Source organism: Pseudonocardia sp. 73-21 (assembly GCF_001899645.1).
Classification (GTDB): Bacteria; Actinomycetota; Actinomycetes; order Mycobacteriales; family Pseudonocardiaceae; genus Pseudonocardia.
In genome coordinates, this window is record NZ_MKVV01000050.1 from 58027 (window position 1) to 72407 (window position 14381).

General features: G+C 69.7%; 13 protein-coding genes and 1 pseudogene. 12 read left to right on the forward strand and 2 right to left on the reverse strand.

Annotated features, from left to right (window positions below):
• The first annotated feature begins 24 nt into the window (after positions 1-24).
• A complete protein-coding gene (locus tag BGP03_RS16265) occupies positions 25-666 on the forward strand; it encodes a TetR/AcrR family transcriptional regulator (RefSeq protein WP_296368597.1) in 642 nt (213 codons plus the stop codon).
• A 124-nt stretch (positions 667-790) separates the two neighbouring features.
• Here BGP03_RS16265 and BGP03_RS35935 read toward each other — a convergent pair.
• Positions 791-1174, reverse strand: a pseudogene (locus BGP03_RS35935) (LLM class flavin-dependent oxidoreductase); the annotation flags it as partial.
• Between the two features lie 187 nt (positions 1175-1361).
• On the opposite strand from BGP03_RS35935, the gene BGP03_RS16275 reads away from it, so the two are divergent.
• Complete coding sequence (locus BGP03_RS16275) at positions 1362-2192, forward strand: alpha/beta hydrolase (protein WP_296368593.1); 831 nt, start codon at positions 1362-1364, stop codon at positions 2190-2192.
• A 42-nt stretch (positions 2193-2234) separates the two neighbouring features.
• Entirely contained in the window at positions 2235-3062 is an 828-nt protein-coding gene (locus BGP03_RS16280) for a citrate/2-methylcitrate synthase (protein WP_296368591.1), read from the forward strand.
• Positions 3063-3072: 10 nt separating this feature from the next.
• Here the strand turns inward: BGP03_RS16280 and bioB are convergent, their stop codons facing one another.
• Positions 3073-4098, reverse strand: a complete 1026-nt coding sequence (bioB, locus tag BGP03_RS16285; protein ID WP_296368589.1) for a biotin synthase BioB — start codon at positions 4096-4098, stop codon at positions 3073-3075.
• A gap of 111 nt (positions 4099-4209) precedes the next feature.
• Between bioB and BGP03_RS16290 the strand changes: the two genes are divergently transcribed.
• From BGP03_RS16290 to BGP03_RS16330, 9 genes are all read left to right on the forward strand, one after another.
• Positions 4210-5463 carry a bifunctional 3,4-dihydroxy-2-butanone-4-phosphate synthase/GTP cyclohydrolase II gene (locus BGP03_RS16290; RefSeq protein ID WP_296368587.1) on the forward strand — a complete coding sequence of 418 codons (1254 nt, stop codon included), beginning with the start codon at positions 4210-4212 and terminating at the stop codon, positions 5461-5463.
• Complete coding sequence (locus BGP03_RS16295) at positions 5460-5963, forward strand: flavin reductase family protein (protein ID WP_296368586.1); 504 nt, start codon at positions 5460-5462, stop codon at positions 5961-5963. The genes BGP03_RS16290 and BGP03_RS16295 overlap by 4 nt, the downstream gene beginning before the upstream one ends.
• A gap of 477 nt (positions 5964-6440) precedes the next feature.
• On the forward strand, positions 6441-8087 hold the full coding sequence (locus BGP03_RS16300; protein WP_296368584.1) for a long-chain fatty acid--CoA ligase: 1647 nt from the start codon (positions 6441-6443) through the stop codon (positions 8085-8087).
• Positions 8084-8512, forward strand: a complete 429-nt coding sequence (locus BGP03_RS16305) for an FmdB family zinc ribbon protein (protein WP_296368582.1) — start codon at positions 8084-8086, stop codon at positions 8510-8512. The genes BGP03_RS16300 and BGP03_RS16305 overlap by 4 nt, the downstream gene beginning before the upstream one ends.
• A 42-nt stretch (positions 8513-8554) precedes the next feature.
• Positions 8555-9307, forward strand: coding sequence for a glucose 1-dehydrogenase (locus tag BGP03_RS16310; protein ID WP_298800930.1), 753 nt, complete (start codon positions 8555-8557; stop codon positions 9305-9307).
• 66 nt (positions 9308-9373) lie between these two features.
• A complete protein-coding gene (locus BGP03_RS16315; RefSeq protein WP_296368578.1) occupies positions 9374-10771 on the forward strand; it encodes an LLM class flavin-dependent oxidoreductase in 1398 nt (465 codons plus the stop codon).
• A gap of 18 nt (positions 10772-10789) precedes the next feature.
• Entirely contained in the window at positions 10790-11578 is a 789-nt protein-coding gene (locus BGP03_RS16320) for an N-acyl homoserine lactonase family protein (RefSeq protein ID WP_296368576.1), read from the forward strand.
• Between the two features lie 435 nt (positions 11579-12013).
• Complete coding sequence (locus BGP03_RS16325; RefSeq protein WP_363093894.1) at positions 12014-13432, forward strand: helix-turn-helix domain-containing protein; 1419 nt, start codon at positions 12014-12016, stop codon at positions 13430-13432.
• A 117-nt stretch (positions 13433-13549) separates the two neighbouring features.
• Positions 13550-14317 (forward strand): FCD domain-containing protein, encoded by a 768-nt coding sequence (locus tag BGP03_RS16330; RefSeq protein WP_296368573.1) that lies wholly within the window; start codon positions 13550-13552, stop codon positions 14315-14317.
• Positions 14318-14381: the final 64 nt, after the last annotated feature.

Sequence of the window (14381 nt, forward strand, 5' to 3'; positions counted from 1 at the left end):
GAGACCGAACCGGGGAGCTGATGGATGAGCGGGGCGGTCGGAGTGCCGTGGCAGCCGCCGCCGGGGCGGGTCGCGCGGCGCCGCGACCGCAAGGTGCAGGACATCCTCTCCGCGGCTGCCGAGGTGCTCGCCGAGCGCGGCTACCACGGCCTGAGCCTGGATGAGATCGCCGATCGGCTGGACCTGACGAAGGCCTCTCTCTACCACTACTTCCCGAGCAAGGAGGCACTGGTCAGTTCCTGCCTCGAACAGCTGGGCAGCTCGCTCAACGACCAGCTGCGCAGCCTCGTCGAGGCCAACCCGGGCACCGCGACCGAGCAGCTCGGCCTGCTGATCAGGAGCCAGCTGGACCTGGTCGTCCGCACTCGCCCGGAAATGGCCCGGTTGTTCATCCAGCCGCAGGACTGGCCGGAGCCCTACCGCCGACGCACCCGGCGCCTTCGTGAGCAGCACGACGCGATCTTCCGCGCGGTGGTGCGCCGCGGTATCGCCCTCGGTGAGTTCGTCGTGGACGAGGACGTGGCGATGCACAACCTATACGGCGCGATGAACCACGTGCCGGTGTGGTTCCGCGGCCGTCGCAAGAAGGATCTCGATTCCGCCGCCGCCGCGGTCGCGTCCAACCTCCTGCGCCTGTTCCACCCCTCGGCCGGGCCGGGCTGCTGAACAGGGGCGCCCGGGTGGGATGCCGGCGGTGGGCTGGAGCGCGGGCACGTCCAGGAGTGCGGCCTCGCTCCCGCACCGGGACGCCGGCGGCGGACCACTCGGCCGGGTTCTCCCCGCCCACGCCGACCCCGAGGGCGAACCGTCCCCGGGACACGGCCTGCGCCGTGGCGATCTGCTTCGCCACCCAGGCCGGGTTGCGCAGCGCGATCAGCCGCACGCAGGTGCCGATCGACGGCGTCCTGGTGACCGAGGCCGCCGTCGCGAGCGCGATCGCGCTGTCCAGCATCGGGGTGTGGAAGGCGAGGTGGTCGCCGGCCCAGATCGTGTCGGCGCCGATCCGTTCCAGGTGGACCACCGCCGCGGCGATGTCGGCTGTGCCCCGCCCTGGCGGGTCCGAGGTCCGCAGCATCGCGCCGGTGCGCGGGCCGGTGCGTGGCTCATCCCGTGTCCGGCGGCTCCCCGGCCGGGGCTGCTCGCCGCCGGTGCAGCATTGGGTGGACTCCAACATCTGATCGTAGAACGACGTGTCGGACGAACTTTGAACTGATGGTTGAAGAAAGGGTGGCGTCGTCCCTCGCCCGAGCTCGACCGGACGTCTAGGGTGCGGACATGGTTGATGCAACCCTTCCCGGTCCGGTACCGACGGCGACGATCAGCTCCCGCTCGTGAACGCCGTCCGCCCGGGTGAACGGGTCGTGTTCGACGGGACTGCCGGCAAGATCGTCGGCGACCGCTGGGACGGGGTCGGCGAGCACCGTGGGGCCGTGCTGCTGCTGCACGGCGGCGGCCAGACCCGGCACTCCTGGTTCCGCACAGCTGCCGCCCTGGCCGACAACGGGTGGACCTCGGTCGCGCTGGATGCCCGCGGGCACGGCGACAGCGACTGGTCGCCCGACGGTGACTATGGCATCGACGGGCTGGTCGCCGACCTGGCATCCGTGGTCGGGGCCATGGAGGAACGCCCGCTGCTGATCGGCGCATCGATGGGCGGGATGACCTCGCTCGTCGCGCAGGGCGAGCTTGGGGAGGTGGCCCGCGCGCTCGTGCTCGTCGACATCGTGCCGCGGGCGGAACCCGCGGGCGTGGCCCGGATCATGGCGTTCATGAGCGCGAACCCCGACGGGTTCGGTTCGCTGGACGAGGTCGCGGAGGCCGTACGGGCCTACAACCCGCACCGCAAGCGCGCGCCGACCACCGAGGGTCTGCGCAAGAACGTACGGCAGCGGGAGAACGGCCGGTGGTACTGGCACTGGGACCCGGCGTTCCTGCAGATCGACTCCGAGCCGCGTCGCTCCACCACCCACGAACGGGCCGCTGCGGCGGCGCGGCGGGTCACCGTGCCGACCCTGCTGGTGCGCGGGGAACAGTCCGACATCGTCAGCGACGAGGGTGTCGCGGAGTTCCTCGAGCTCATCCCCGGTTCGCGGCACGTGGACGTGTCCGCCACTGGTCACATGGTCGCGGGCGACGACAACGACGCCTTCACCTCCACGGTGCTGGCGTTCCTGGCCGACAGCGACATCTGACCGGCGGCAAGCGGGCCGGCAGTGGGAGTGGGGCGTTCCGCGATGGCGAGCGGCGACGGCCTGCGGTTCCGTACCGCGATCACCGAGATGGACGACGAGGATATCTACGTCCGGGGCTACCCGCTGTCGGACCTGATCCGCGGCCGCAGCTACGCCGAGTGCACCTGGCTGACCCTGCGCGGCGAACTGCCCACCGCCGCGCAGGCCGCGGTGTTCGAGGCCGTGCTGTGCGGGCTGATGTCGTACCCGGCCGCGCGCGGACCGAACATCCTCGCCGGGCGCATCGCGGTCTCGGTGAACCCCGATACCTCCGTCGGGATCCTCGCGGCGCTGTCCTGCGCGGGGCGCCGGACGATCTCGCCGGAGCACACGGGGGAGATGCTGTCCGCCGCCCTGCGGCGTCTCGGGGACGACCCGACCGGCGCCGAGGTGTCGGCCGTGGCCGCCGCCGTCGCGAGGGAGCGCCGCGAGGCGCAGGAGCCGCTACCCGGGGCGGGGCACCCGGAGTTCACCGAACAGGACCCCCGGGCCGTCGCGGTACTGGATGTAGCGCGCAGGCACGGTGTGGAGGGCACCGTCAGCCGGTTGCACGACGCGATCGTCGCCGAGTACAACGCGCTGCGCCCCGGCCGGCGACCGCTCCCGCTCAACATCGACGGCGCACTGGCCCGCGTGCTCACCGAGCTGGGGTTCGCGCCGCCGCAGATGTACGTCGTCAGCCTCATCTCGTTCCTGCCGGGGATCGCGGCGCACATGCTGGAGGAGATCGAGAGCGGGGCCCGGTTCCGGATGCTGGCGCCCGACCGCGAGGACTACGTCGGTCCGGCGCGGCGCCCGCTCCCACAGCGGGCGCCGGCCGAACCGGAGTGAGCGTCGCTCCTCAGAGGGTATCGTTCAGTGCCTTGATCGGCATCTGGAGCTCGCCGAGCAGGTCGATGTCGGACTCCGCGGGGCGGCCCAGCGTGGTCAGGTAGTTGCCGACGATCACGGCGTTGATGCCGCCGAGCATGCCGCGGCGGGCGCCGAGGTCGCCGAGGGTGATCTCCCGGCCGCCGGCGAAGCGCAGCACGGTGCGCGGCATCGCCAGTCGGAACGCCGCGATCGTGCGCAGGGCGTCGGGGCCGCCCATCGGCTCGAGATCGCCGAACGGGGTGCCGGGGCGCGGGTTGAGGAAGTTCAGCGGCACCTCGTCGGGGGTGAGGGCCGCCAGCTGGGCCGCGAACTCGGCGCGCTGCTCCAGCGACTCGCCCATGCCGACGATCCCGCCGCAGCAGACCTCCATGCCGGCCTCGCGGACCAGCCGCAGCGTCTCGGAGCGCTCCTCCCACGTGTGGGTGGTGACGACGTTGGTGAAGTACGAGCGCGCCGTCTCGAGGTTGTGGTTGTAGCGGTGCACGCCCATCGCGGCGAGCTCGGTGACCTGCTCGGGGGTGAGCATGCCCAGCGAGCAGGCGATGTTGATGTCGACGGCGTCCTTGATCGCCGCGATGCCCGCCGCGACCTGCGCCATCAGCCGCTTGTCCGGCCCGCGCACGGCCGCGACGATGCAGAACTCGGTGGCCCCGGTCTTGGCCGTCTGCTTGGCCGCCTCCACCAGCGACGGCACGTCGAGCCACGCCGAGCGCACCGGGCTCTCGAACAGCCCCGACTGGGAGCAGAAGTGGCAGTCCTCGGGGCAGCCGCCGGTCTTCAGGGAGATGATGCCCTCGACCTCGACCTCCGGCCCGCACCAGCGCATCCGCACCTCGTGGGCCAGCTCCAGGAGCGCATCCAGCTCGGAGTCGGGCAGCCGCAGCACCTCCAGCACCTGCGCCTCGTCGAGACCGGCGCCGTTCTCGAGCACCTGGGTGCGTGCAGTGGTCAGGATGTCCGTCTCCGTCGTCGTCACGATGAGCGAGTGTGCCATTCCCGTCCCGCCGCTGATTTAGGACTGTGACATGACGGGCTGAGTGAATCAGGACGACGTGTCGCGATGTGGTACACGTCGTCGGTGCGAAGGCCTCCTATCGTGATCCTTATGGACCAGGACCACCGGGTCGGCGCCGCGTTGGCGGAGCTGCGTCGCGGTCGGATGGTCCTCGTCGTGGACGACGAGGACCGCGAGAACGAGGGCGATCTCATCGCAGCCGCCGAACTGGCGACACCGGAGATGCTCGCGTTCGTCATCCGCCACACCAGCGGGCTCGTCTGCGTCGGCATGGACGCCGCGCTCGTCGACAGGCTCGAGCTGCCCCCGATGGTCGCGGAGAACGACGACCCGAGAGCGACGGCTTTCACCGTCTCGGTCGACCTGAAGAACGTCACCAGCACCGGGGTGTCGGCCGCGGACCGCGCGGCGACGATCCGCGCGCTCGCCGATCCGGGTACGCGGCCGGGAGATCTGTCCCGACCCGGACACGTCTTCCCGCTGCGGGCCCGCGAGGGCGGCGTGTTGCGGCGGGCCGGGCACACCGAGAGCGCCGTGGACCTCTGCCGGCTCGCGGGCCTCGCACCTGCCGGCCTGCTGGCCGAGGTCACCAACGCCGACGGCACCATGGCGCGACGCCCCGAGCTGGCACGGTTCGCCCAGCAGCACGAGCTGGTCTCGATCACGGTTGCGGATCTGGTGCGGTACCGCCGGCGTACGGACACCCTCGTGGTGCGCCAGGCGGCCGGCCGGGTGCCCAGCCCGTACGGCGAGTTCACGGTCACGACGTACCGTTCGGAGCTCGACGGCAGCGAGCACGTCGCGCTCGTGATGGGCGACGTGAGCCAGCCGGACGACCCGGGCCCCGACGACAACGTGCTGGTGCGGGTCCACTCCGAGTGTCTCACCGGGGACGTGTTCGGTTCGCGCCGCTGCGACTGCGGTGAGCAGCTCCAGGCGGCAATGGAGCGCATCGGGGCGGTCGGCCGCGGTGCTGTGGTCTACCTGCGAGGCCACGAGGGCCGGGGGATCGGGCTCAGCCACAAGCTCCGCGCCTACAACCTGCAGGACGCTGGCATGGACACCGTCGAGGCGAACCTCGCCCAAGGGCTGCCCGTCGACAGCCGGGAGTACGGGATCGGCGCACAGATCCTGCGTGACCTCGGTGTGCGACAGGTGTGCGTGATGACCAACAACCCGGCGAAGTACCACGGGCTCGCCGGGCACGGGGTGAGGATCGCCGCCCGCGAACCGCTGATCATCGCCCCGAATGCGGACAACATCGCCTACCTGACGACCAAGCGGGTGCGCATGGACCACGAGCTGGGGTACGTGGGCGACCCGGATGTGACGGCACTGCGGTGAGCGAGGACGGTCCTCGTCTCGACTCGAACGGTCTGCACCTGTTCAGGGACGCCATGGCGTCCTTTCCCAGCGGGGTCACGATCGTCACGACCGCTGATCCGTCAGGCCGCTGGTGGGGCTTCACGGCGACGTCGTTCTGCTCGGTCTCGATGGAGCCACCGCTCGTGCTCGTGTGCCTGGCGACAACAGCCGAATGCGCACAGGTCTTCCAACGCGCCACGCGGTGGATCGTCCACGTGATCCATCCTGACCATGCGCAGCTTGCGTTGCGTTTCGCGACCCGCGGAGCGGACAAGTTCGCCGACGCCGGATTCGTTGCCGATGACAATGGCCTCCCGGTGCTTGATGTCGCGTCGGTGATCCTCGAATGTTCGCTGCACGATCGCCATCCGGGCGGGGACCATACGATCCTGGTCGGTCAGGTCCAGACCGTGCGGATCGGCCCGGAGACTCCAGCGGTGTATTTCCGGCGCGCGTTCCACCTCCTGCCACGGACGTGAACGACCGGTGGGGCCGCGTGCGCGGCCCTACCGACCGGGGCGACCCCTCCGCCATGATCGCTGGCGCGGGGGCTCGGCTCAGCTGTCCGGCCCGCCTCCGCGTGTGACCGGTGCTTTGGCTACCTGGTTCCAGCTCACGCATCGAGTGACTTGACTGCTGATCACGTTCTGAGCGTGGCTGCTCGCGTCGGGCAGCGGGCCGCGGTACCTCCCTCTCGCGCGTTGCTGCTCGTCCGGTCGGGCCGCCGTCCCCGGTGGGGAAAGCGCCGCGTCGGGCATCGTCTCCGTCCTGCTGGGTAGGGGTGTGATGCAGAACGCAACACTCCGATGCTCAGCACGGGTCATCCGGCGCCGGTCGAACCGCGTGATCGCTGGTCCGGGCGTCGAGCCGCAGGCACGTGTCACGAAGTGACACACGCCACTTCCTGCGCTGGTGGCTAGCGTCGTTCAGCGGATGGATCGAGCTCGGAGGTGGATATGGACGGCCTGATCATGGATCGGCCGCTGCTGATGAAGCAGCTGCTCTGGCGCGCGGAACGCGTGTTCGGGGACAAGCGCATCATCTCCCGGACCGGTGATGGCGAGGACATCAGCTACACATACGCCGAGTACGCGGTACGAGCGCGCAAGCTCGCCCAGGCTCTGACCGCGCTGGGCGTGGAGCCGGGCGACCGGGTCGGGACGCTGGCCTGGAACACCCACCGGCACTACGAGGCCTACTTCGGCGTGCCGTGCATGGGCGCCGTGCTGCACACCGTGAACCTGCGGCTGTTCGACGAGCAGATCAGCTACATCATCAACCACGGCGGCGACCGGGTGCTGCTGATTGACCCCGACCAGATCCCGCTGCTCGAGCGGCTCGCCCCCGACCTGCCCGGTGTGCAGGCCTACGTGGTGCTCGCCGACGAGGTGCCGGAGACCACGCTGAGTCCCGTCCACTCCTACGAGCAGCTGCTCGCCGTGCAGGACGGGAAGCTGGAGTTCCCCGACTTCCCCGAGACCACCGCGTCGGCGATGTGCTACACGTCGGGCACCACGGGTGACCCCAAAGGCGTGCTCTACAGCCACCGCAGCGTGGTGCTGCACACCCTGGCCCTGTGCCTGCACGGCTCGATCGGGGTGCGCGAGGAGGCGATCTTCCTCGCCATCAGCCCGATGTTCCACGCCAACAGCTGGGGCATCCCCTTCGCCGCCGCACTGCAGGGTGCGACGCTGGTGCTGCCCGGACCGCACCCCGAGCCGAAGCACTACCTCGAGCTGATCGACCGGCACAAGGTCACCCACGCCGTCGGCGCGGTGACGATCGGCGTGATGATGCGAGACCTGCTCGAGCGTGATGACCCGCACTACGACGTCTCCTCGCTCGATGTGCTCTGGCTGGGCGGGCAGGCCCCGCCGCGCGGCCTGATGAAGTGGTTCGCCGACACCCACGACATCGTGGTGCCGCAGGGCTGGGGGATGACCGAGGCCTCGCCGCTGGTCACGTTCACAGCGTTGAAGAGCAAGCACGACCACGTCACCGAGGACGAGGTCTACGACGTCCGCGGCAAGCAGGGTCTGCCGTTGCCGCTGTGCGAGGTCAGGCTCGTTGACGAGGGCGGCACCGACCTGCCGTGGGATGGCAAGGCCGTCGGCGAGTACCACCTGCGCTCGCCGTGGATGGCCAGCGCCTACTACGACGACCCGCGCAGCCCGGCCAGCTATGACGCGCAGGGCTGGTTCAAGACCGGCGACGTCGGCGTGATCGACCCGGACGGCTATGTGCAGCTGACCGACCGGTCCAAGGACCTGATCAAGAGCGGCGGGGAGTGGATCTCCTCGGTGGAGCTGGAGAACTCGCTGATGGCGCACCCGGCGGTCGTGGAGGCGTCGGTGGTGGCGGTGCCGCACGACAAGTGGCTGGAACGCCCGCTCGCCTGCGTCGTGACGCGCTCCGCGGTGACCCCGGAGGAGCTCACGGCGTACCTGCTGCAGCACTTCGCCCGCTGGTGGATCCCCGAGGAGTTCCTGTTCGTCGACGCCATCCCGAAGACCGGGGTCGGCAAGTTCGACAAGAAGGTCCTGCGGGCCCGCTTCGGCGACGCCGACGCCCGTGAGCGGTACCGCACGGAGGTGGCACGATGATCATCGTCGACTACCGGTGCGAGGCGTGTGACGGACGCAGCGAGCACTTCGTGTCCAACCCGGCGCCCACGACGATGGAGTGCCCGGCCTGCCGGGCCCCTGCCCAACGCCGGTTCGCGGCGGTCGGGCTCTCCGGCCGAGCGGCGCCGCCGGTCGAGCACAAGCCGGGCAAGCCCGAACGCGCGCTCTGCCTCGACAACCGCGACGTGCCCGGGCTCTGCCACATGACACCGGATGCCGCGCGCACCTGGGTCGCCAGGGCCAGGGGGGACAACCGCAGCCTCGACCGGGAGCTGGAGCGTCAGGAGCGCTCCCTGCGGGAGAACGCCGGACCCGCGGCCGATCCCGTGTCGCACGATCACGGCCACTCGGGGGGAAGCGGGCACGCCCACTCCCATGTGGCGGCCGACGCCGGCACCAGCTGAGTGCGGCTACACGACCCGAACGACCAACCGAAGGAGACGACAATGGGTGACAGACTCGCTGGCAAGGTCGCGCTGATCAGTGGCGCAGCACGGGGACAGGGGGCCGCCCACGCGGCCCTGTTCGCCTCCGAGGGAGCCCGTCTGGTGATCGGCGACATCCTCGCCGACGAGCTGGGTGCGGTTGCCGCGACCCTCACCGCGAAGGGTCACGAGGTCGTCGCGCACGCCTTCGACGTGCGCGAAGAGGACGGCTGGAACGCCGCGGTCGCGCTCGCCGAGGAGCGCTTCGGCCGGCTCGACATCCTGGTCAACAACGCCGGGGTGCTGGACATGGCCGGCGTCGAGGGCACCACCCGCGAGTCGTGGGACCGGATCGTCGCGACCAACCAGACCGGCGTCTGGCTCGGGATGAAGGCCGCCGCGGCGGCGATGCGACGGGCCGGCGGCGGTTCCATCGTCAACACCTCGTCGATCTACGGCCTGATCGGCAGTGGGGGCGCCACCGCCTACCAGGGCACCAAGGGCGCGGTCCGGCTGCTCACCAAGACCGCGGCCGTCGAGTTCGCCGGGGCCAGCATCCGGGTCAACTCGGTGCACCCCGGGATCGTCGACACCCCGATGGTGTCCGAGGGGGTGCCCGAGGAGGTGATCCCGATCATCGTCGGGGCCACGCCGCTGCAGCGGATGGCACGGCCCGAGGAGATCTCCTACGGCGTGCCCTACCTGGCCTCCGACGAGGCCTCCTACGTGACCGGTTCCGAGCTCGTGATCGACGGCGGCTACTCGACACAGTGACCCGGGCGTCCGGTCCCGAACAACGCAGCACAGCAACCGGCACCAGCCGGAGAACGGAGAACGGCAATGGCAATCGAAATCGGCGTGTTCCACAACGGGGCCTCGGACCTGCCCGTGAAGAACGTCCAGTACAACGGGGACACGGTGGCCGTCAACGACGGTGACCTGGCAGCGACGCACACCTCGGCCCAGCGGACCATCGTCAACCAGGTGCGCCAGGGTATCCTTGCCGACCAGCTCGGCTTCGACTACTGGTTCCAGACCGAGCACCACTTCCAGCCCGAGGGCGCCGAGCTCAGCCCGAACCCGCTGCTCGCCGAGACGGCGATCGCGTCGCGGACGAAGAACATCCGGCTCGGTCAGGCCGCCAACATCGTGACCTGGCACCACCCGATCCGGATCGCCGAGCAGGCCGCGATGCTGGATGTGATCAGCGGCGGCCGGGTGGAGTTCGGTATCGGCCGCGGCTACCAGCCGCGGGAGAACGAGGTGTTCGGCTGGGCCTACGGCTCCACGATTCAGGACCAGGAGCGCAACCGGTCCTACTTCGAGGAGGCCTACGACATCATCATCAAGGCCTGGACCCAGGACTCGATGTCGCACCACGGCGAGTTCATGTCGATCCCGCCGTCCTACACCAAGTGGGGTCACAAGCAGACCCACGCCTACTTCAGCCAGGAGGGCATGGGCCGCACGCTCGAGCAGGTGCTCAAACTCGGCGCCCCGGACATGTACTCCGCCGGCAACCCGGTGCAGGCCACCACAACCAAGCTGCTGGAGATCCCGGTCTACCCGCAGCCGCTGCAGAAGCCCTACCCGCAGATGTGGGAGCCGCTGACCAGCCCCCGCTCCATCCGGTTCGCCGCCGAGCGGGGCATCAACGGCTACTTCATCGTCGAGCCCAACTCCCGGCTGAAGCAGAACATCGACCTGTACCACGCGGAGGCCGAGAAGGCGGGCTGGCCCGACCGCCAGAACCGCGGCGAGTTCAAGCGCGGCTGGGACGCCGAGCGCCGCCGCGGCGTGGTGACCTGCCGCTACATCCACTGCGTGGACAAGGGGCTCGGCGACATGGACCGCGCCGCCCGCTCGCTGGAGCTGCAGTGGGACTACTACGGCCCGTTCGGCTTCGCCGCCGTGCTGGCCGAGGCCGATGAGCCGTTCTACGACCTGAACACGAAGGTGACCGCGAAGATGCTGCGGGACAAGAAGGTCGCCATCCACGGCTCCAAGCAGTACGTGATCGACTCGATCATGGAGGTGAAGGACCAGTGCGGCTACGACGACTTCATGTTCCACACCTGGTTCGAGGCCGGGGGCTTCCAGGGCGAGGAGATCGAGGCGCAGATGCAGTACTTCGCCGAGGAGATCATGCCGGTGCTGCACAAGGAGTGCGGCCGCATCGAGCGCGAACCGAGCAGCGTCGACCTGGACGTGCATGCCAGGGTCCCGGCGGCCAACTGATCGCGGAAGGAGACGATCATGGCTTCCCCCGGAACGGCCAAGCGGATGTGGGCGCTCGACTCGCCCAGCTTCACCGTCGACAGGTCGCTGCTCCTGCTCGGAGCGGCGGGTGAGTGCACGATCCCGATGCCGGCCTACCTCATCGAGCACCCGAAGGGGCTGGTGCTGTTCGACACTGGGCTGGTCCCGGCCGCGGCCACCGACCCGGAGGGCGTGTACGGGCCGCTCGCCGAGCACCTGGGGCTGAGGTTCACCCCGGAGCAGACGGTGGACGCGCAGCTCAAGGCGCTCGGGTACAAGACGTCCGACGTCAAGTACGTCATCGCGTCGCACACGCACTTCGACCACACGGGCGGGTTGTACCTCTTCCCGGACGCCCAGTTCTACGTGGGCGAGGGCGACATGCGGTTTGGCTTCTGGCCCGACCCCGCCGGTGCGGGGTTCTTCCGGCAGGCCGACCTCGAACCGCTGCGCGGCCGCAACGTGCTGGAGGTCCCGCGCGTCGACCACGATGTGTTCGGCGACGGTAGCCTCGTCATCCTGTTCACTCCCGGGCACACCCCGGGTGAGCTGAGCCTGCTTGTGCGGCTGCCGGGGAGGAACTTCATCCTCACCGGCGACACCGTGCACCTGCGGGACGCCCTGACGACGATCGCCCCGATGCCCCACGACGCCGACACAGTCGAGTCGCTGCGGTCAATCCGCAGGCTGAACCTGCTCCGCGACTCGGCCGACGCCACCATCTGGATCAGCCACGACCCGGAGGACTGGGCCGAGTTCAAGCACGCACCGAACTGCTTCGAGTGACCGATGCCCGGGATCCGTGTCCCAGAACGGGGCACGGATCCCGGCTCAATCGGTATAATCTTATCCGCGGCACCGAAGCCGAACGCCGCACGCCGGCCGGAGATCGCGGGGTGATGGATGACGATCCGTGAGCGCACCGTCGAACGCGACCGCGAACGGTTCCTCACCGGCAACGTACCCCGGTCGGCCCGGCCCGATATCGCGGTGTCCTGGCGTCGTTGCTCGTACCTCGACGTCCCGGCCGACCACATCTCGCCCCGCTACGCCCCCGACGTCGATCCCGACGCTCCGCTCATCCGAGCGGCGAAGCCGGTTCTGGACCACGTCAACGAGCGCCTCGGGGACGTCGGGCTCTCCTTCCTGCTGACCGATCCCTCGGCCCGCATCATCGATCGCAGGTCGTCCACCACGCAGTTGCTCTCCCGCCTCGACTCGGTGTCGGCCGCGACCGGGTTCATCTTCGCCGAGCGCGAGGTCGGTACGAACGGAGTGGGTACGGCGATCGAGCTCGGCCGTCGTGTGCGGGTCGATGGACACGAGCACTACTCGGAGGAGCTGCGTCAGTTCACCTGCGTCGGCGTGCCCATCTTCGGGGTCGATCAGCGACTGCGGGGTCTGCTGGACGTCACCTGCGCGGCCGACCACGACAACAAGGTGATCGACTTCATCGCCGAGCAGACCGCCGAGAAGATCGGACAACGGCTGCTCGCACAGCAGTCGGCCGGCGAGCGCGCACTGCTCGACCGGTTCCTGGCTGTGTCCCGCCGCGGGCGCGGCGACTTCTTCGTGATCAGCGATCAGATGCTCATCACGTCACCGCGCGCCGCGCAGATGCTCGACGGAACCGAGCAGGCACTTCTGTGGGAACACATCTCGCGGCTGCTGTCGTCCTCCGCGTCCGTCGCCTCCGACCTCGACCTTCCGGGTGGCCGCCAGCTGGTGGTGCGCAGCGAGGAGTTGCACGACGGCGGCGCGTCGATCGGCGCCATCGTCGAGATCAGAGAGGCACCCGGGATGCGGGAACCCGGTTGTTCCCGTCGCCGTGCACAGCCGCAGCCACTTCCGGGTCTCGTCGGCTCCGACCCGGCATGGCTGCGGGCCTGTGGCGAGGTGGCGGCCGCCGTAGCTCACCAGGTCGTCGTGATCTGCGGCGAGCCCGGAGTGGGGAAGACGGCCGTGGCCGTGGCCGCACACGAGCACCACGGCGGCGGGCGCCTGGTCATCCATGATGCGTCGACCATGTCGGTCGACGGCCCGTCCTGGTGGATGGAGAGGCTGCGGGCGGAGCTCGACGGCGAGCCGGGCAGCGTGATCATCCGCCACGTCGACGGGCTGTCGCCGGCCGCGATCAGCGGAGTGACGGCGCTTCTCGACGCGGCGCGAGCGGGTGGATGGCGCTGCCTGGCGACAGCCGGTCTCAAGATCATGCATCTGCCGGCAGGCAACGAGCAGCAGCGAGTCGTCGTCGTCGTGCTCCCGCCGCTGCGCAACCGCATCGACGACGTCCCGCCACTGGCCCGACATTTCGCCGGTTCCCGCAGGCTGGCACCGGATGTCATGGCGCTGTTGCTCCGTGTGGCATGGCCGGCGAACACGGGAGCACTGTGCGCTGCGATAGAGCGCGCTGTCGCCACGGCGCAGGGGACGGAGGTGCACGTCGGCGATCTGCCTGCAGACCTCCGCGCCAACGCGTGCCGGCGGAGGATGAGCAGGTTCGAGCAGGCTGAGCTGAGCGCGATCATGGATGCGATGAGCGAGGCCCGTGGCAACAAGAAGGCGGCAGCAGCGCTGCTGGGCATTTCCCGGTCGACGCTCTACCGCAAGCTGGAGGCTGCCGGACTTGAGATCCAGTAGCCCCGCGCGCGTTGATGCCTGTAGTTCCTTATGCTTCATGACGTAAGCCGAGTCCCGTGCGCTGATATGCCTTGCCGTTACGGGGACCGGTCGACGTAACTGTGGCGGGAGCACGACGTGGGTGGGCTGAACTCTGCGGATGTCAACGGGTCCGCGGCGCGGCGCCAAACCAGGGTGCCCAAGGCGTCGGATGTGCTTGCCGACCGGTTGCGCAGTGAGATCCTCGGGCGCGGGATGCAAGTCGGCGAGCACCTGCCGTCGGAGGCCGGCCTGATCGCTGAGCACGGTTTCAGCCGCGGGACTGTTCGGGAGGCATTGAGGCTGCTGGAGTCGGACGGCCTGATCGAGATCAGGCGTGGGCCGCACGGCGGAATTCGCGTGGCCCACCCTGATCTCAGTCAGGTGACGCGATCGCTGGCGCTCCTGCTGACGCTCGCCGAGACGTCGATGCGTGCGTTCTCCGAGTTCCGGCAGCTCGTCGAGCCCGCTGCTGCTGCGGCGGCGGCTCGTTCGGCGACCGAGGAGCAGCGCGGCTGGCTGCTGGCACTGGCCGAGGCCGGTACGTCGCGAAGCGTGTCATGGGCGCCGTCGGTCGAGTTCCACGAGGCACTCGGCGTGTGCAGCAACAACGAGATCCTGCGCGTCGTCATCGCAGCGTTCGGGCAGGAACTGACGTGGCACGTCCCGGGTGAGGACCTGTCCGAGCAGGACATGGCCGACACCCGGAGAGCTCACCGGAGCATCGCTCGGGCTGTCGCGGCGGGGGACGCCGACCGGGCGTCGAAAGCGATGCTGCGCCACCTCCAGCAGTTCGAGCGGGTGCTCGCCGGAAAGGGCCGACTCGACCAGCCGGTGCTCCCGAAGGAGCGATGGCTTGGAGCCTGACTGCCGACGTTGTCGGCCCGGTCGTCGATCTCGGTGACGGCGGGCCCCCGGCTAGGCGGGACCG

Bases quoted from the DNA above. Each gene is read 5' to 3' on its own strand.
- BGP03_RS16265 (WP_296368597.1), top strand. From the start codon at position 25: ATGAGCGGGGCGGTCGGAGTGCCGTGGCAGCCGCCGCCGGGGCGGGTC.
- BGP03_RS16300 (WP_296368584.1), top strand. From the start codon at position 6,441: ATGGACGGCCTGATCATGGATCGGCCGCTGCTGATGAAGCAGCTGCTC.
- BGP03_RS16310 (WP_298800930.1), top strand. From the start codon at position 8,555: ATGGGTGACAGACTCGCTGGCAAGGTCGCGCTGATCAGTGGCGCAGCA.
- BGP03_RS16315 (WP_296368578.1), top strand. From the start codon at position 9,374: ATGGCAATCGAAATCGGCGTGTTCCACAACGGGGCCTCGGACCTGCCC.
- BGP03_RS16280 (WP_296368591.1), top strand. From the start codon at position 2,235: ATGGCGAGCGGCGACGGCCTGCGGTTCCGTACCGCGATCACCGAGATG.
- BGP03_RS16305 (WP_296368582.1), top strand. From the start codon at position 8,084: ATGATCATCGTCGACTACCGGTGCGAGGCGTGTGACGGACGCAGCGAG.
- BGP03_RS16320 (WP_296368576.1), top strand. From the start codon at position 10,790: ATGGCTTCCCCCGGAACGGCCAAGCGGATGTGGGCGCTCGACTCGCCC.
- BGP03_RS16290 (WP_296368587.1), top strand. From the start codon at position 4,210: ATGGACCAGGACCACCGGGTCGGCGCCGCGTTGGCGGAGCTGCGTCGC.
- bioB (WP_296368589.1), bottom strand. From the start codon at position 4,098: ATGGCACACTCGCTCATCGTGACGACGACGGAGACGGACATCCTGACC.